A 17823-nucleotide genomic window follows, 5' to 3' on the forward strand; every position below is an offset into this window, starting at 1 on the left:
CCTTCCCGGCCCGTTTTTTCATCGATGCCGCTACGGCTTATCCTTACCGGATGGCGCTGGCGGCAGTTCGTCCCGCAGCTCTTTGACCTGATCCGCGGTGACCGGTCCGGCATTATTGCCCCAACCGCTGCGCACAAAGGTGAGCAGATCGGATACCTGTTTATCGCTCAGACGCCACGCGAAGTCCGGCATGCTCAGGCCGGTCACCGCATCGCGGGTGATCGGCGCCTGGCCCCCCTGCAACACAATGCTAATCAACGAGGAGGGATCGTCGCTCAGCACCGCGCTGTTATGGGCCAGTGCCGGGAAGGTTCGGGCATAGCCTTTGCCATCCAGCCGATGACAGGCGGCGCAGTTGTCCACATACTCCTGGGCTCCGGGTTTACTCATATCTCCTTTGACTAAGGCTTCCGTCGTGGCTGTATCCGCCTTCGGCGCCTGGGCTTTGGGATCGGACGGCTTCAGGGATTTCAGGTAGACGGCAATCGCCTTAAGATCGGCATCGCTCAGATGCTGGGTACTGTGCGCCACCACATCGCGCATCGAGCCAAAGGCCATGCCGTGCGACGTCTGCCCGCTCTTCAGGAAATCCACAATATCCTGCTGGCTCCAGCGCCCCAGACCACTCTTCATATTGCCGGTGAGATCCGGCGCGTGCCAGCCTTCCAGGGTACCGCCGGTCAGCCAGTCGCTTTCGGTCTGATCCTGCGCTTTCTCCTGGAAACCGACACCGCGTGGCGTATGGCAGGTGCCACAGTGAGCCAGCCCCTGAACCAGATAAGCGCCGCGGTTCCACTCATCGCTCTGACGGCTGTCCGGTTTAAAGGGCTTATCGTCATGGAACGCCAGATTCCAGACCGATAGCGGCCAACGCATGCTTAGCGGCCAGGGAATATCGCTGTCGCGGTTCTCCTGCTTCACGGCCGTCACCTTATGCATAAAGAAGTCATACAGCGCGCGCATGTCTTCATCATTAATACGGGCAAAGGAGGTATAAGGCATGGCCGGATAGAGGTTATGACCATCTTTCGCCACCCCTTCACGTACGGCTTTGGCGAACTCCTCATAGCTGTAGTCGCCAATACCGGTCTCTTTATCCGGCGTGATATTGGTGGAATAGATTGCCCCCACCGGCGTGCTCATCTTCAGACCACCGGCAAAGGGTTTCCCCCCTGCGGCAGTATGACAGGCGACGCAGTCCCCTGCCCTGGCCAGCTGTTCGCCGCGCTGGGTGGAATCCTGCGCGTAAGCGCTGGACATCAGCAGTGCCAGCGGCAATACCGGCACAATTTTCTGCCATTGAATCGTCATTTATGCGGCCTCCCTTATGCCTGAACCAGCGGTCCGGGATTCGCCAGATAGCGGGTGCGAATCGCGTCGGCCGCGAACAGCGCCGTAGCGCAGACGATGCCCGTTGGGTTATAGGCCAGGTTCTGTGGGAAGCAACAGGCGCCAAGCACAAACAGGTTTGGTACATCCCAGCTTTGCAGATATTTATTCACCACGCTGTTGGACGGGTTATCCCCCATCACCGCGCCGCCAGTGGTATGAGTGGACTGATAGGGACGCACATCGTAGTGGGCATCCATCCCTTTAAAGTGCATTTCATAGCTGGCCGGATTAATCACTTTGGCAATCTCTTCGGCTTTGGTGCCGATAAAGTTGGTCATTTTCAGCTCATTCGGCTGCCAGTCGAAGGTCATGCGCAGTAGCGGCTGGCCATGCAGATCCTTATAAGTGGGATCGAGATCGAGGTAGCACTGTCTGTATGGCATCACCGATCCTGAGGATCCGATATTCATGGTGTGCAGGTAGTTATCCTTGATAGCACTCTTCCAGCCGGATCCCCACTTCGGCGCCTTCGACGATACCGGCATCTGCTGGATCGGGCGACCGCCAGTGGTGGTCGCGGAAATGGTCGCGCCTCCCACAAAGCCCAGCTTGGCGTGATCAAAGTTTTCGGCGTTGAACTCGTCGATATACATCCCGGTAGTACCGGTGGCGGCAAACGGGTTGAAGTAAGTATCCTTATTAAAGAACAGCGACAGGCCGCCGTTCATCTGATAGGCGTAGTTGCGCCCAACCACGCCTGTGTTGGTGACCGGATCGTAAGGTTTGCCGATCTTCGACAGCAGCAGCAAACGCACGTTATGCAACTGGAAGGCGCTCAACACCACCAGGCTTGCCGGCTGCTCTACTTCCTGGCCGTTGGCGTCGATATAGGTCACCCCGGTCGCTTTAGTGCCGGTGGAATCGGTATTGACCCGCAGTACGTGGGACTGGGTACGCAACTCAACGTTTTTATGCTGGCGCAGCGCTGGCAGAACGCAGGACTGCGGCGAGGCTTTCGAATAGTTAAAGCAGCCAAAGCGTTCACAGAAACCGCAATAATTACAGACCCCCAACTGCACGCCATAAGGATTAGTCCAGGGCTCGCTACAGTTGGCCGCCGGAACCGGGAACGGGTGGTAGCCCAGCTGGCGGGCCGCCTTACTGAACAGCATTCCGGCATACTGCTGCTTGAGCGGTTTGGTGGGATACGGATTCTGGCGCGGAGTTTCGAAGGGGTTGCCGCCTTCGATAATCTTGCCTTTAACGTTGCCCGCCTGTCCCGCCACGCCGCAGATTTTTTCAAACTTGTCGAAGTAAGGCTCCATCTCTTCACTGGTGAAGGGATAATCCTGGACCGTCATATCGGCCGGGATAAAGTCCGCGCCGTATTTTTCAATCACGGTGCTGCGCATCTTCAGATCGGCATCCAGCGCCCGCCACAGCATCCCGTTCCAGTGCACACCAGCGCCCCCCACGCCGTTTCCCGGCAGGAAGGAGCCAAAGCGACGGTATGGCAAGGCGGTATCCGACATCTTATGACGTACCGTCACCGTCTCTTTGGAGGCATTCTGGAACAGCTTCAGGCGAATACCGTAGGTCAGTTCATCCGCAATGCGCGGATAGGCAAAATCGGGATAAGTGTCGCGCGCTTCACCGCGCTCCAGCGCCAGAATTTTCAGTCCGGTATCGGCCAGCTCCATCGCCATTAGCGAACCCGTCCAGCCAAAACCGACGATCAGCACATCCACCGGATCTTTTTTTATCGCCATGGTTATACGCTCCTCTTCCCTGAAATGCTCACCGGGCCCAGCGGATAGGGCTGGTTCGGATGCTCCATGACCTGCTGGTAGTCGGCGCGAGCGCCGGGGAAGCCAATCAGCTTCCAGGACGCCAGCGTCTGGTTACCGCCATGCAGCGGATCCGCCAGCCAGCCCTCTTTGGTATTTTCCAGCAGTTGAGTAAAGAACAGCGTGCCGGGCACCTCTTCAAAACTCAGTTGGCCATGTTCCAGCCGGGTCAGAATCTCCTCCTGCTGAGCGTGGCTCAGGTCGGCAAACACCTTCTGATGATGTTCCTGACACCAGGCATTAATGGCTTTGATCCCCCGTCGGTAGGTTTCCCGGGGAGCCAGGTTGGACTGATAGCCCAGTTCAGGTTCGGCGCTGGCGAAAGGCCCCTGCATATACCACAGTTGGCCGTGACCGTAGGGCAGCTCCATTTGTTTATCGATAAATACCGGCACCCCTTCGCTGACGGCGCCTGGACCGTTGTCGTCGGTGGGGATCAGCCGGTCCGTAGCGGCCAGAATAAAGCGCCACTCATCGTTATTGAAAAACACCGGAACATAGTCGGAACTCACGCCCTGGGAGTCACTCTGGGCCGCCGGGCTGCTGAGGGTCACCAGGCTGCTACCCGCAGCAGCCAGCGGAATCAGCGACAGCGTCCGCTGCAGGAAACGCCTTCTGGAGGGCATTTCCCCGTTATCATTATTCTTGCTCATCAAACCTTCCTGTCACTATTGCACAACGAGAATGGACAATTTGCTGTTCTGGTTATGCCGCTATTAGCGAAGTGCCTTAACGGCTGTCGCGAATAAAGCTAATCTCATCAACGGCTAAAACAAGGTTGAAAAATGCCTTTCCAAATGAACAAGTTACGTTGTTATCGGTAACAAAATTAAAAGGGACTGTATTAACGAATTGATTTTTCAGGGAGGAGTAAACGCTGGCGGAATTTAAATCTGAAGTTCAAGATTTGTAAAGAAAATGATAAATATTTGATCTGCGTCAGATATTCCTTAGCAGAAAATGTCCGGCATCCTGTGATGCCGGAACGCACTTTACTGTGTCTGCGCAGGAGCAAAACGATAGAAATAATTGGGTTCGCTCACGATATACAGCCTGCCTTCGGGATCGGTGGTAACCCCTTCGGCCTGAGGGACATCCTCTTTCAGACCGTGCTGCCCGGCGCGTAGCGACATCTGGCTTACCACCGCGCTCTGCTCAGGATCCACTTCCAGCAGCCGCTTCGACTCATGGGAAAGAATCAGCAGGTTGCCGCCGTAATAATCCATACCCGAGATATCATCCAGCGATAAGCTATCAGCAAGATAGCTGGCATCGTCGAGATCCGACAGTTGCTGAGCTTTCGCCTGCCATCGGATGCGATAAAGCTCCATTGGTTTACGCTCTTTCGCCAGCCACAGGGTACTGTCCCGCTCGACCCACGCCAGCCCCTCGATTCCGCGGTTGCGCGCTTTGCCAAAGAAATCGGGCTTAAACTGCTGCACAACGCTAACCGAAAAGTCATCGGCAATGGTCACAATCCACAGTCGCGAATTATGCTCATCCACCAGCGCGAAACGGTTATCGCCCAGCGACTCAATCGACTCCGCATCGCGAATAAAATCGATCTCCTGGCGATGCAGCAGCTTACCTTCCGGGCTAAGAGCCAGAATGGCCGCCGGTCGATTGGTGGTCGCCATCAGAATGCCGCGTTTCGCCCACCAGGTGAGCGATGACAGGTTTTCCACTTCCGGCAGGCGGGTTTCATGCTGTAGCTGATAGCCCGCCAGCGCCATACCCCGGGCACTAACCTGCCCGGCCCCCGCCAGCAGCAACAGCGCCCCCATCATCATACTGGTCAGCGCGGTACCAAAATTCAGTCCGTACAAATTAGCTCCTTATTCCATACTTTCCATCATCCAGACGGGGGAGATTTCCCCCCGGCTGAATCAGCAGAATATAATCAGAAGCTTAACTGAATGTTAAACCGGTGAGCCGGGGGAACAGACCCGCCGCACAGGGTATTTTTTCCCAGGCTATGCCTGACTCATCTCCGCACTGATTTGCTCCAGAGATTTGTTGCTGGTTTCTGTCACGAAAAAGAGATTCAGTAAAAACCATAGCAGACAGAACAGGCCATACAGGAAAAAGGGGAAACTGCCATTGAACAGGTGATTAAGCCAGACGCTATCGGTTAGCATCGGGAAAGTTTGAGAGACAATAAAGCTACCGGTCCAGATAAGAAAAGTCGCCCACGACATGAGCTTTCCACGGATACGATTGGGTGACAGCTCCGGAATAATAATCCACAGAATCGGGCCGATCGTCCCGCCGAAAAACAAAATATAAACCACCATCAATACCAGCATCCATAGGCTGGCGATCCCGACCCAGATTAAAGCTCCGAGTAGCGTTATCGCCACAAAGCAGATAAACGACCCGATGATCAATAGCCTGCGTCGGCCATACTTTTCGATATTCACCACGGCCCAGGTCGCCGCGGCAAAAAAAGCGATACCGATTATCACCTGCTGGTAGTATGCCGTCCGGGCGCTGGCGATCCCCATATTTTCGAACAGGACATTGCCATAGTACAGGACCGCATTAATGCCGCACAGGTTAGCCAACAGCGCCATCGTCAGTACAATCAGGGAAACCCGACGGTATTTTCTGGAAAACAGAGATTCGCTTTGCGCCTGCGCCCCGGCAGGGGCCTGGAATGATTTTTTTATCGCAGTAATCTCAGTCTGACAATCATAGCCAGCCCCATTAATTCTGGTCAGAACAGACTTCGCTTCATCGTCGCGGTTTTTATCAATTAACCAGCGTGGAGATTCCGGCAGGAACAGCGCCAGCCCCATAAACAAGCAGCCTGGAATCGCCATCGCCCCTAACATATAACGCCAGGCATAATCAGTGCCCCATTGGGAGTCAGGGATCCAACTGGCGACCAGTGCGTTGACCAGATACACCAGCAGAATCCCCAGAGCAATCATCATCTGGTAGAAACCTAATGTTTTACCCCGTATTTTTTGTGCCGATATTTCACCGATATAGACTGGTGCGGTAGCGGAGCCTAATCCAACGCCAATGCCGCCAATAATGCGGAAGACAATAAACATAGTGAAATTGTAGGGGATAGCCGTAAATATACCGGCCACAAATACCAGGGCTCCGGTTGCCAGCAGCGCCTTTTTTCTCCCCAGGGCCTGAGCGATGAACTGTCCACTAAAAGCGCCGATCATAAACCCCAGCACAACCGATGATACCGCCCAACCGGTACCGGCTGCATCCAGAGAAAAATAGTTGCTGAGATGAGATATAGCGCCCGAGACCACTGCGGAATCGAATCCATATAACAACCCGGCTAATGAGGCAATGAGTGACAACTTATAACTCATATAATATGTCGTATTCATTTTCTCACCCGTTAGTGTGATTTTATTATCCGCGGCACGGCCCTGTTTTTTATCCGTCTGGAGCGTTCCTCATATTCCGGTAGCATCTTCATGGTATCGTCAAACCAGGCATCAGGATCGGTACTGGCGACCAGCCCAAAATTACCCCATGGAATTAATGATCCAGAGCGAATAACAAACCGGGCCTTGTGATAAACATCCGACACCAGAGTACCGTGTGGCAGTAATGTAAAATCAGCGCCACTGCCGGTAAAAATATCAGTTACCTGAGTGAACAGTCGTGGATTTCCCTCTTCCACCTCACTGGCAAAAATCACATTCTCAATAAAAATCTCCTGACGCAGCACCCGTAGTATTTCAAGTAAATCGACTGTTCCGGGATAGAAGGCGAGATCGATACGTCTCGCATCTGCGGGAATCGGCGCCCCGGCATCAGTTACCAGAATAATATCGCCATGACCCAAGCTGGCGAGCGCGCCAGCAATTTGTGGATGTAATATTCTTCCAGGTCTCATAACTCTCTCCTGAGATTATCGACAGGTTATTAATACAATTTTTAATTAACACGCATCTTCCTGTTATTTACGATGAATATCGTCCTCAATTTGCTCCAGCGTCTTTCCTTTGGTTTCCGGAACCATTGCGATAACGAAAATCCATGCGACCAGTGAAACACCGGAGAAAATAAAGAAGGTATTGGCGGCACTAATATTCTCAACCAGTACCGGGAAAAAACGGGCAACGATAAAATTACCGCCCCACAATGCAAAGGTGGCGATGGAAACGGCAACGCCTCTTACCTGAGTGGGAAATATTTCTGCGATAACCACCCAGGCCACCGTCCCCCAGGAGGCCGCAAAAATAATGACATAAGCCAGAATACAGGCAAGCAAGCCCGTCGTATTGGGCTCACTGGCTCGAAACATCAGACCGGTTCCCCCAAGAGCCAGCGCCATGCCCATCGAGCCGAAGATCAGCAACGAACGGCGGCCCACTTTATCGATAAGCCACATGGAAACCAGCGTAGACAAAACCAGCATTAAACCGATAAGTACCGTAAAGGACATCGCACCGCTCGTATCCACGCCTGCCGTTTTAAAGATCTCCGGCGCGTAGTAGAAGATGGCGTTAATTCCGGTGATCTGCTGGAACAGCGCCACGCAAAAGCCGATGGCCAGTACCTTACGCAGCCGCGGCGCCAGTAGCTCCCTTAACCCGGCGCGGGAATCACTTTGCAGCGCGGATTTAATTGTCGCCAGCTGCTCCCGGGCGGCCCCCTCATCAGGATTGATTTTACACAACACCTGCAGACCGGATTGCTCACGCCCTTTACGAATCAGCCAACGCGGGCTTTCCGGCACACCGATCAGCAGGAAAAAAAAGACGATCGCAGGTGCAATCCCGGTGGCAAAGATAACCCGCCAGCCGTTCTCGATATTCCATGCCTCGCTGGCATGGCTGGCGATCATGGCTGCGATAGCGAAAATGGCAAGGTTACCAATGCAGTTAAATAACTGATTGAACGAAACCAGTCTTCCCCGAATACGCGCCGGAGACACTTCGGCGATATACATGGGAGCAACCGTGGTTTCCAGGCCAATGCCAATCCCCACCAGAATACGGAACCACACCAGTATTTGCGCCGACGTCGCCAATGCCTGGCCCAGCACACCGAAGATAAAAATAAGCGCCGTTAACAACAAAACCTTTTTACGCCCGACGGCATCGGAAAGGGGACCCGCGATAGCGACCCCAATAATACAGCCCACAATAATAGACGAGGTAACCCAGCCAATACCGTCCGCATCAAGGGCGAACTTATGCTGCAAAAACCCCACTGTGCCGGAAATACTGCCGTTGTCGAAACCAAACAGGAATCCCCCCACGGCGGTCACCAGGGAAATCAATAAAACGTTACGCATCCAGGGGACATTTGCGGTGATATGAGCATGACTGACCATAATCACTCTCCGTTATCAGACAGCAGAACGCCGCGGGTGTGAAACGGCACGCACCGTGCAGCGTTGCTGTAGCGCTAAGAGATCGATGCCGGAAGGCAGACCGGCGGTGGGGCTGGTGGCATTGGCCGCGCCACAGGCGGCCGCCAGCGTCAGATGCGCGCGCCATCCCGCCTGGGGGCGGGCTATCAGGCTGGCGATCAGCCCGGCACAATACGCATCACCTGAGCCCACCGCGCTGACGGTCTCCACCTCGGGAGCCGCGATCTGGTACTCGCCGTCTGGCGTCAGCGCCTGCGTAGGCTGACTGCCATTGGTGATGATGACGCAGCGAACCCCCTGCGCCAGCCACACCCCGGGCAGGGAAAGAGAGGAATCGGCGCTGGCCTGTAGCAGTTCATCGCGATTGATCTTAATAATATCGGGAAGCGCCGCGGCGGATTGCAACAGCGCTTCCCCCTGGGTATCCAACAGTGACGGAACCCCATGCTGGCGCGCCAGCGCAATCCAGTGACGGTATTCGTCAGCCGCCAGATTTTTGGTCAGTGAACCGGTACAGATAAGCGCGCTGGCCTGACGAATCTCCTGCGCCAGCATCCCGTGTAGCCGCTGGCGCTCATCCGACTGGACTTCCGGTCCGGCGGCGTTATATACGCTGGCCAGCTCCGGTGCTGCACGCTCGGTAATCACTTCGCAAATACGGGTGCTGCCAGCGATATCGCACCAGTTTCCGTCCAGCTGTTCCTGCGCCAGAAGTTCCCGGCACAAGCGACCGGTCGCTCCCCCCAGAAACCCCAACAGACGCGGCGTCGGCGCCCCGGCCAGCCAGGGCTTAAGCTGACGCAGTACCCTGGCGACGTTGACCCCCTTCCCTCCCGCCAGGGTTTGATCATCCAGCAGACGATGAACCTGACCCGGGCGCTGTTTGTCCACCAGCAAAAGCCGTTCAATCGCGGTATTTAATGAGGCAATAATCACGTTCACAGGCACGCCTCCCGATCCGTTGCAATCAGCCAGCTCTCGCGGGCTATCATGGCAGCCCCGGTGGCGACGGGTTCGGCCAGATCGCTCACGAACAGCGGCATACGCCAGCGCTGTTTACGGTGTTCAAGCATCTCGCAACGCTGGAATAATGAGCCCATTAACACCGCCTCCTGCGGACGAATACCCCCGATTTCACACATCCGGGAAAGCAGATGCCAGGCCCGATCGGCGATATGATTGAGCGTCGCCTGAATAATGCCGGCAGGCTGTATGCCAGCATTCAGATGGTGCAAAGAGAACAGCCCCCGCGTCTCGTCTTCACAGACCGAAACCGCTATGTCAGCGCCAGCACCTTCCCGGTGCAGATCGGCAAAAAATCGCTCATAGTCCCCCTGATACAGCAGCTCCACCAGAGTCTGGACAATCTTGCCGGAAGGCGTAGCGCATCCCATCACGTACTCCCCCGGCTGCCATGTCCGTTCAATATCCACGCCAAGCTGCCAGGCCATGGGGATATCAGGAAAATTCGGCGTCAGTACCATCAGATATTCGGAGGTGCCAATCGAATCAAAAACGTGAGTCGGTTGGCGATTTTGCACCGCCCAGGCACCCACGATCTGATCGTGACCGCCGATAAATACGCTGGCGCCAGGGCAGAGCACGACGCCGGGGAGCACCCGCGCACAAATTTCACCACAGAGCGCGCCGGTATCCAGAATCGCCGGAAACAGCTGAGGCCCAAGCCCCAGTTTTTCCAGGGTGGGTTCATGTGGACGCATGGATTTCAGATCGATGCACTGAGAGTGGGTTGCCTGCGAACTGCTGGCCCGCCATTCGCCGGTCAATTGCCACATCACGTAGCTGCCAAAATCCACCCACTGCGCAGTCTGACGCCACAGGTCAGGATATTGCTGGCGCAGCCAGCTTAACCGCTCCGGACTCTGATTACTCCGCAAACGCATCCCCGAAACGGCATAGTGCTCCTGGCTATCGAGCCACTGCCGTACGTCACAGGCAAGCGGCGAGCCGGGGGTGTTTTCCCACCAGGCCAGCGAGGGGTAAACCACCTCACCACGATGATTCACTGCCACCGATTCCTCCTGGCCGAAGGTACCGATAGAGATAGCCGCTAAGGGGCCACAAGCCCTGGCCTCGTCACGCGCATATCCGACGATCAGCTCCACCAGCTCCTGCCATACCGCCAGCGCGTCATGGAAAATCAGGCCATCGCGTTGGATAACGGGGGTGCGGCGCTTTGTGACCGGCAACAGAGCCCCTTCCTCATCGAGGCCGATGATTTTTATATGCGTAGTGCCAATATCAATGCCGAGAAACCACATGGTGATCGCCCCCTGTTATCCGCTACAGTCCCAGCTTGCCTGGGTTCAGGATGCCGTTGGGATCGAGCGCCTGCTTTACGCGGCGCAGCAGCATATGTGCCGATCCCAGAGACGCCCTGGCGTAAGGGGAACGCACCAGACCTCCGCCGTGGTGATGCGACAGCTCAGCCTTATGCTCAAGACAGACACGCATCGCCTCTTTCCAGATCATCCGCAGCTTCTCTATTGCTTCGCTGTCATTTTCTTCATTACCCAGCAGAATCATATACATGGAAGTACCCTGCGGATAAACGTGGGAAAAATGCGACAGCACTTCGCCCGCCAGCGGCGTCAGGGTTTTATTCAGACAGTGATAAAGGTCGGCAATACCATCCCAGGTATGCGCAATTTCAATGGTTTCCGCAAAGCCGCCGCGGGTATCAAGCAAGTTTTCTACCGTAGAAAAATCAAAGCGACGATCCATCCACTTCAACACCCCTTCACTCCCCAGCGATTCGCCGCCGTGGCGCCCGACAATCGCCATCAGAGCCGCCATCTCAGCGCGGGCGATGGCATCGACGCCCTGAGTACCCACGAACATTACCGGCTTATCCTGCGCCGGATCCTGCATCGCGTGGCGCGCTTCGGCGGTATCGTACAGACGTAACAGGAAGGGACGCAGCCCGGCCATCGCCTGTTCGCGCAGTATCTTTAGTCCTGCTTCTACAGAAGGCAGCGCCAGGGTATCGTACAGGCGAGTCTGGGGCAGCGGGAACATCTTAAGCTGTACCGACGTGACCACGCCCAGCGTGCCTTCCGCACCGATAAACAGCTGACGCAGATCCGGCCCCATCGCCGCACGCGGAGAAGCCTTCAGACGCACCCGTTCCCCCGTGGCCAGAATCACCGTATAGGCAGTAATCAGATCTTCAATACCGCCGTAATAAGAAGAGAACTGTCCGGTAGCTAGCGTAGATAGCCACCCCCCAACGCTGGACTGATACAGGGATTGTGGGGAATGACCCAGCGTCCACCCCTGCTGCTGGAGCTCATCCTCCAGTTTTCCGCCGTTATAGCCCGCCGAAACCTCCACCGTCATATTGGTGGTATTGATCTCCCGATTCAGCGTCATGTCGCTCAGATCGAGCACCACGCCACCACGCGTCGGAAGCGGCTGCCCGGTAACGGAAGAGCCCAACGCGCGCGGCGTAACCGGAACATCATTCGCCGTTGCCAGCGCCAGTACCTGTTGAATTTGTTGTTCATCGGTGACCTTTACCACAACATCCGCCTGGTAATCATGGCACCCTAAACGTCTGAGTTTGGTGGAAAGCGGCCAGGTATCGTGGCTCGATGCCTGAAGCGCTTCGCTATCCGTCAACACCTGCTCCCCGGGCATAACGCTTTTCAACGCGCGAATAAGATGGGAAATGTCAGACATACCTACTCCTGCACTTATAGATTTAACAGAACGTCCAGGGCCATTTTCTGATGCCGTTGCGCCCCAGGCATATTTCATTGACATCCGATTGGCAGCTAATATACGATCAATTTGCAGAAAGCTGCAAATTGCATAAATCGACTTTTGCCAACTTTGTGAAGGAGATCAATATGGATTCCCGAACCGGAAAAGCTGTTCGACTGGGTCGTATCCTGCGCCCGGAAACCGGGCGAGCAGTGGTGGTCGCCGCATCCCACGGTGTTATGGCTGGCCCGCCCTCAGGGCTAAAAACACGCGAAGAGATCGAGACAGTCTTCGGCCAGTTACGGGGAGCCGATGGCGTGATGGTCTCCCCCGGAATGATTCCGCTGGTCGAACACAGCTTTATCGGACGCGATCGCCCAGGTTTCGTTCTTCACCTCGACTGGAAAAACCATGCCCGGGCTATCTATACACCGGGAAAAGACGGGCGTAGCGAAGGGGTTCTGGCCCAGTTGGCCGATATCAGCGACGTCGCCGCCTGTGGCATTGATGCAGTCATGACCTATATGTATCTGGGGCAGAAAGATACCGCTCTGGAACAGGCGGAAATTATCCGCAATACCCATATCGCCCGCGAATGCGAGCGTCACGGCATTGCGCTGATTATTGAACCACGCTCGGCGCTGGAAGGCGTCGATCCTGATGCCCTTAGCGCCAAAGTGATGAGCATGTACTGCCGTATCGCCGCCGATATTGGCGCAGACCTGGTTAAGGCGCTCTGGCCCGGTTCAGTGGAGGATTTTGCTGCTGTAACAAGCACCTGCTATACTCCGGTACTGCTTGCAGGTGGCGCTGGTGGCGAAGATCCACACGCCACGTTGCAACTGGCGGCCGACGCTATCGAGGCTGGCGCCAAAGGGGTGATGTTTGGACGGCGAATTTTCCGTGCGCAGCAGCCTGCTGGAGTGCTTCGCGCACTGAATGCAGTGGTGCATGAAAACCAGAGTGTTGAACAGGCATCACGGCTTCTGGAACAGTAAGAGTCGATGGAAACAATGACAGTTTTTTCCCAGGATGCGAAACAGCTTTCTCCGGTGGCATTTATCGCCCGTACCATCATCACTCTTGGGATCGCTGGCCGTCTGCCTACCACTTCCTGGTTCCAGGAGGCGCTGGAGATAGGCTCCGGCACGGTGCAAAAGGCACTACAGGAGCTTAAGAGTTCCGGCGCCGTCGCTCTTGTTTCCCGCGGTCATCAGGGGACCTTTGTGGTCTCCTGGGATTTCGCCTTGCTCTGGGATGCGGCACGACTTCCTCCTGTACATATGCTTCTTCCCCCCCGAGGCTCCCAGGAAGCGACCCAGGTCGCTGCAGCGCTGGTGCAACAGTGTAGTCAGTGGGATGTGGTCACGACCCTCGGCTACCTGCGCGGCGCGCGTTCGCGCCTTGCCGCGTTTGACGAAGGGGCGGCGGATATCGTGCTGCTCTCTTCTGGCTCGGCCCAAATGCTGCTCGGCGACGCTGCCACCCGGGGTTATGAAATGTTCGACGTTGGTGCTGGCAGCTACTATCGTCCGGGCAGTCTGGTGGTGGTGGAACAGCATGGGGAAAAGCCTGGCGACCGCCTGCGGGTGGGCATCGATTACCACTCGAGCGACCACCAGCGCCTGACCCGGGCGCAGTTTCCCGAACAGACTTGCGATTACATCGAAGTGGATTTTACCCTGCTGCCGCGCGCGGTGTTCCTGGGGCAGATCGACACCGGTATCTGGCATCAGGAAGAGTCACTGATTCCACTCGATAAAGTGGGGCTGAATATCCACCCGCTGGATACCCCGGAAGCACTGCACATGGTGGAAAGCATCTCCAGCGCCGTACTGGTAGTGCGTTCATCCTCGCCGGTTGCCCGGTTACTACATCAGTTGGATATGGACACTCTGCGCCAGCAATCGGCGCTGACGCCCGATCCGAGCCATCTCTGTTTTAGCGATATTTCCGCGCGGCTGCCCTAAGAATAGCGGCTCACCGGGAGCGGGAAGATTTCCGGCCCCAGGGTAAATGAGAAAAAGCGAACGACACCCCGATAAGGGTACAAATAACAAAAATGCCGTTAACCAGCGCCCAGAGGCCGGGAGATAAAAAAGGAGAGGTAGCAAGAGCGAACAACACGATCAACCCAATCGAAATCCAGGTTATCGCCCATGTAATCAGATCGTCGATAAACAAAGCGAATATCTTCGAACCAGCGCGTTTTAACCATTGAAGCATATTTACTCTTCCTGCATCAGAGGCATGATGCGATAGCATAAAGCGTACGATAAGAAGCCTCTTATCGCAAAGGATTACCGGCTGAGCGGATATTTTCGAAAGGCGCTATTTTTTCTGTTCCCTCTCCATCACCCGGTTAAATACCCGAATCCCCACGACGGTGACGACAACAAGCAGCAGCGCGCAAAAGGCAACCCAGTAGCCGTCCGGCAAAATCAGGCTGGCCACCCAGGCGAGTCCGACAAAGACGAACAGTTCCACCGCCCAGAAGATCCAGATAATGACGTTCATCTTAATGATTTCGGGAAAGGTCATTTTAGCCCTGTTAATATATAAACAATAATATCATGCACTTACTCTTCAGAAGAATAAGGTTCAACCCAATAAGACCCGGGCATTTTCACAACAAAATCCCCATCTGTCTCTGGCCTTTCAGAGTACAACCTATATTAGGATCCCCCTATAAATCACCATAAATCCCCCTTAAAGAATTCCCGTAAAATTCCTGTTTATCGGCACATCTCGCAACTCCTTCTCCTCTGCGGTTTTCCTGTATAGCAGACTTCGATATCATAGGCCGCAGTGCCCGGTACCGCTCCGTGCCCCTGCACGCATCGCTGCGCCACCCATACCCCGAGCATGCCCGAAGGAATGCGGCATCTTTGATGACAGGGAGTCCTGTGATGCCAACAAGAACGACAAAAATCACGCAGTTCTGAATCTATAAAACGGAAAACGCCATGAGCACGACCGACAATTTCGACGCCCACACTCCCATGATGCAGCAGTATCTGCGCCTGAAGGCGGAACATCGCGATATCCTGCTGTTCTACCGGATGGGAGACTTCTATGAACTGTTCTACGACGATGCGAAGCGCGCCTCTCAGCTGCTCGATATCTCCCTGACCAAACGCGGCGCCTCGGCCGGTGAGCCGATTCCGATGGCGGGCGTTCCCCACCACGCGGTGGAAAATTACCTGGCGAAGCTGGTGAATCTGGGTGAATCAGTGGCGATTTGTGAGCAGATCGGCGATCCGGCGACCACCAAAGGCCCCGTGGAGCGTAAGGTCGTGCGTATCGTCACCCCGGGTACCATCAGCGACGAAGCGCTGCTGCAGGAACGTCAGGATAACCTGCTGGCGGCCATCTGGCAGGACGATAAAGGCTTCGGCTATGCCACGCTGGATATCAGCTCCGGCCGCTTCCGACTTATTGAACCCGAAGATCGCGAAGCGATGGCCGCAGAGCTGCAGCGTACCAACCCCGCCGAGCTGCTCTACGCCGAAGACTTTTGTGAAACCAGCCTGATTGAAGGCCGCCGCGGCCTGCGCCGCCGCCCGCTGTGGGAGTTCGAGATAGCCACTGCCCGTCAGCAGTTGAACCTACAGTTCGGCACCCGGGATCTGACCGGTTTTGGCGTGGAAAACGCCGCTCGCGGGCTGTGCGCCGCTGGCTGTCTGCTGCAGTACGTGAAGGATACCCAGCGCACCAGCCTGCCCCATATCCGCTCCATCACCATGGAACGCCAGCAGGACGGTATCGTGATGGATGCCGCCACCCGCCGCAACCTGGAAATCACCCAGAACCTGGCGGGCGGAACGGAAAATACCCTGGCGTCGGTGCTGGATCTCACAGTCACCCCCATGGGCAGCCGTATGCTGAAGCGCTGGCTGCATATGCCGATACGCGATACCGTAAAGCTTAAACGCCGCCAGCAGGCTATCGCCGCACTCCAGGATAGCGGTAGCGAGCTACAGCCGGTCCTGCGCCAGGTGGGCGATCTGGAACGTATTCTGGCGCGTCTGGCGCTGCGTACCGCCCGCCCCCGCGATCTGGCGCGTATGCGTCACGCCTTCCAGCAGCTTCCCGAATTGCGCGAGCAGCTGGCAGATGTAGCGGTGGATTCGGTACAGACCCTGCGCGAGCAGATGGGAGAGTTTAACGAGCTGTGCGAACTGCTGGAGCGCGCCATTATTGAAACGCCACCGGTGCTGGTACGCGACGGCGGCGTGATCGCCCCCGGTTACAACGCGGAACTTGATGAGTGGCGCGCCCTGGCCGACGGCGCTACCGACTACCTTGAAAAGCTGGAGATTCGCGAACGCGAGCGGCTGGGCATCGACACCCTGAAAGTGGGCTTTAACGCCGTACACGGCTATTACATCCAGGTCTCCCGCGGCCAGAGCCATATGGTGCCCATGAACTACGTGCGCCGTCAGACCCTGAAAAACGCCGAGCGCTATATCATTCCTGAGCTGAAAGAGTACGAAGACAAGGTACTGACCTCGAAAGGCAAAGCCCTGTCGCTGGAAAAGCAGCTTTACGACGAACTGTTCGATCTGCTGTTGCCGCATCTGGGAGAACTTCAGCAGAGCGCCGCTGCGCTGGCAGAGCTCGATGTGCTGGTCAACCTGGCCGAACGCGCCGTAACCCTGAACTACACCTGCCCCACCTTTAGCGATAAACCGGGGATTCGCCTGGTGGACGGTCGCCATCCGGTGGTTGAGCAGGTGCTGAAAGAGCCCTTTATCGCCAACCCGCTCGCGCTTTCAGCCCAGCGGCGCATGCTGATTATCACCGGCCCGAACATGGGCGGTAAGAGTACCTATATGCGCCAGACCGCGCTGATTGTGCTACTGGCCTGGATAGGCAGCTTCGTGCCTGCGGCCGAAGCCGAAATTGGCCCGGTGGATCGCATCTTTACCCGGGTCGGCGCCGCCGATGACCTGGCCTCTGGCCGCTCCACCTTTATGGTGGAGATGACCGAGACCGCCAATATTCTGCATAACGCCACCGCGGAAAGTCTGGTGTTGATGGATGAAATTGGCCGCGGCACCTCGACCTACGACGGCCTGTCGCTGGCCTGGGCCTGCGCTGAAAGCCTGGCGAATCGCATTAAAGCGATGACGCTGTTCGCCACCCACTACTTTGAACTGACCCAGCTTCCGGAAAAGATGGAAGGCGTTGCCAACGTCCATCTCGATGCCGTTGAGCATGGCGACACCATCGCCTTTATGCACAGCGTTCAGGAAGGAGCAGCCAGTAAGAGCTACGGTCTGGCGGTCGCGGCGCTGGCCGGGGTGCCTAAAGAGGTGGTCAAACGGGCGCGCCAGAAACTGCGCGAACTGGAACAGATTTCCGGCAACGCGGCAGCAAGCCAGGTAGACGGCAGCCAGATGTCGCTGCTGGCGGTGGAAGAGACCTCCCCCGCCGTGGAAGCCCTGGAGTCGCTGGATCCCGATACCCTTTCACCACGCCAGGCGCTGGACTGGATCTATCGCCTGAAAAGTCTGGTGTAAGACAACGCCTCCGCCCCCTCTCCGGGGGCGGAGGGAC

Annotated in this window: 15 protein-coding genes; 3 read left to right on the forward strand and 12 right to left on the reverse strand. The window is 56.2% G+C overall.

What is annotated here, in order from left to right:
- Nucleotides 1–30: 30 nt before the first annotated feature.
- The 10 genes from SCU88_RS19875 to SCU88_RS19920 all read right to left on the reverse strand — a co-directional run bounded on the left by SCU88_RS19875 (nucleotide 31) and on the right by SCU88_RS19920 (nucleotide 12237).
- Nucleotides 31–1311: a c-type cytochrome gene (locus tag SCU88_RS19875; protein ID WP_175340930.1), complete on the reverse strand. Its 1281-nt coding sequence runs from the start codon at nucleotides 1309–1311 to the stop codon at nucleotides 31–33.
- Nucleotides 1312–1325: 14 nt separating this feature from the next.
- Nucleotides 1326–3101, reverse strand: a complete 1776-nt coding sequence (locus tag SCU88_RS19880; RefSeq protein ID WP_175340931.1) for a GMC oxidoreductase — start codon at nucleotides 3099–3101, stop codon at nucleotides 1326–1328.
- A gap of 2 nt (nucleotides 3102–3103) precedes the next feature.
- Nucleotides 3104–3832, reverse strand: a complete 729-nt coding sequence (locus SCU88_RS19885; protein ID WP_175340932.1) for a gluconate 2-dehydrogenase subunit 3 family protein — start codon at nucleotides 3830–3832, stop codon at nucleotides 3104–3106.
- A gap of 339 nt (nucleotides 3833–4171) precedes the next feature.
- Complete coding sequence (locus SCU88_RS19890) at nucleotides 4172–5005, reverse strand: SdiA-regulated domain-containing protein (protein ID WP_175340933.1); 834 nt, start codon at nucleotides 5003–5005, stop codon at nucleotides 4172–4174.
- 147 nt (nucleotides 5006–5152) lie between these two features.
- Nucleotides 5153–6535, reverse strand: a complete 1383-nt coding sequence (locus tag SCU88_RS19895) for a sugar porter family MFS transporter (RefSeq protein WP_175340934.1) — start codon at nucleotides 6533–6535, stop codon at nucleotides 5153–5155.
- Nucleotides 6536–6546: 11 nt separating this feature from the next.
- The gene (locus SCU88_RS19900; RefSeq protein ID WP_138092995.1) at nucleotides 6547–7050 is read right to left on the reverse strand and encodes an RbsD/FucU domain-containing protein; all 504 of its coding nucleotides are present in this window, start codon (nucleotides 7048–7050) and stop codon (nucleotides 6547–6549) included.
- 63 nt (nucleotides 7051–7113) lie between these two features.
- Entirely contained in the window at nucleotides 7114–8496 is a 1383-nt protein-coding gene (locus SCU88_RS19905; RefSeq protein WP_175340935.1) for a sugar porter family MFS transporter, read from the reverse strand.
- A 15-nt stretch (nucleotides 8497–8511) separates the two neighbouring features.
- A complete protein-coding gene (locus SCU88_RS19910) occupies nucleotides 8512–9477 on the reverse strand; it encodes a PfkB family carbohydrate kinase (protein ID WP_175340936.1) in 966 nt (321 codons plus the stop codon).
- Entirely contained in the window at nucleotides 9474–10817 is a 1344-nt protein-coding gene (locus SCU88_RS19915) for an FGGY family carbohydrate kinase (RefSeq protein ID WP_175340937.1), read from the reverse strand. The genes SCU88_RS19910 and SCU88_RS19915 overlap by 4 nt, the downstream gene beginning before the upstream one ends.
- A gap of 22 nt (nucleotides 10818–10839) precedes the next feature.
- Nucleotides 10840–12237 (reverse strand): FAD-binding protein, encoded by a 1398-nt coding sequence (locus SCU88_RS19920; RefSeq protein ID WP_175340938.1) that lies wholly within the window; start codon nucleotides 12235–12237, stop codon nucleotides 10840–10842.
- A gap of 170 nt (nucleotides 12238–12407) precedes the next feature.
- Between SCU88_RS19920 and SCU88_RS19925 the strand changes: the two genes are divergently transcribed.
- Together SCU88_RS19925 and SCU88_RS19930 are read left to right on the forward strand one after the other, a co-directional pair.
- A complete protein-coding gene (locus tag SCU88_RS19925) occupies nucleotides 12408–13259 on the forward strand; it encodes a class I fructose-bisphosphate aldolase (RefSeq protein WP_138093010.1) in 852 nt (283 codons plus the stop codon).
- Nucleotides 13260–13274: 15 nt separating this feature from the next.
- The gene (locus tag SCU88_RS19930; protein ID WP_138093013.1) at nucleotides 13275–14231 is read left to right on the forward strand and encodes a YhfZ family protein; all 957 of its coding nucleotides are present in this window, start codon (nucleotides 13275–13277) and stop codon (nucleotides 14229–14231) included.
- A 10-nt stretch (nucleotides 14232–14241) separates the two neighbouring features.
- Here SCU88_RS19930 and SCU88_RS19935 read toward each other — a convergent pair whose 3' ends face one another.
- Nucleotides 14242–14487, reverse strand: a complete 246-nt coding sequence (locus SCU88_RS19935; protein ID WP_138093016.1) for a hypothetical protein — start codon at nucleotides 14485–14487, stop codon at nucleotides 14242–14244.
- 105 nt (nucleotides 14488–14592) lie between these two features.
- A complete protein-coding gene (locus tag SCU88_RS19940; RefSeq protein ID WP_138093019.1) occupies nucleotides 14593–14802 on the reverse strand; it encodes a hypothetical protein in 210 nt (69 codons plus the stop codon).
- A gap of 425 nt (nucleotides 14803–15227) precedes the next feature.
- Between SCU88_RS19940 and mutS the strand changes: the two genes are divergently transcribed.
- On the forward strand, nucleotides 15228–17786 hold the full coding sequence (gene mutS / locus SCU88_RS19945) for a DNA mismatch repair protein MutS (RefSeq protein ID WP_175340939.1): 2559 nt from the start codon (nucleotides 15228–15230) through the stop codon (nucleotides 17784–17786).
- Nucleotides 17787–17823 lie beyond the last annotated feature (37 nt).

The organism is Jejuibacter sp. L23, assembly GCF_050815825.1.
Classification (GTDB): domain Bacteria; phylum Pseudomonadota; class Gammaproteobacteria; order Enterobacterales; family Enterobacteriaceae; genus Jejubacter; species Jejubacter calystegiae.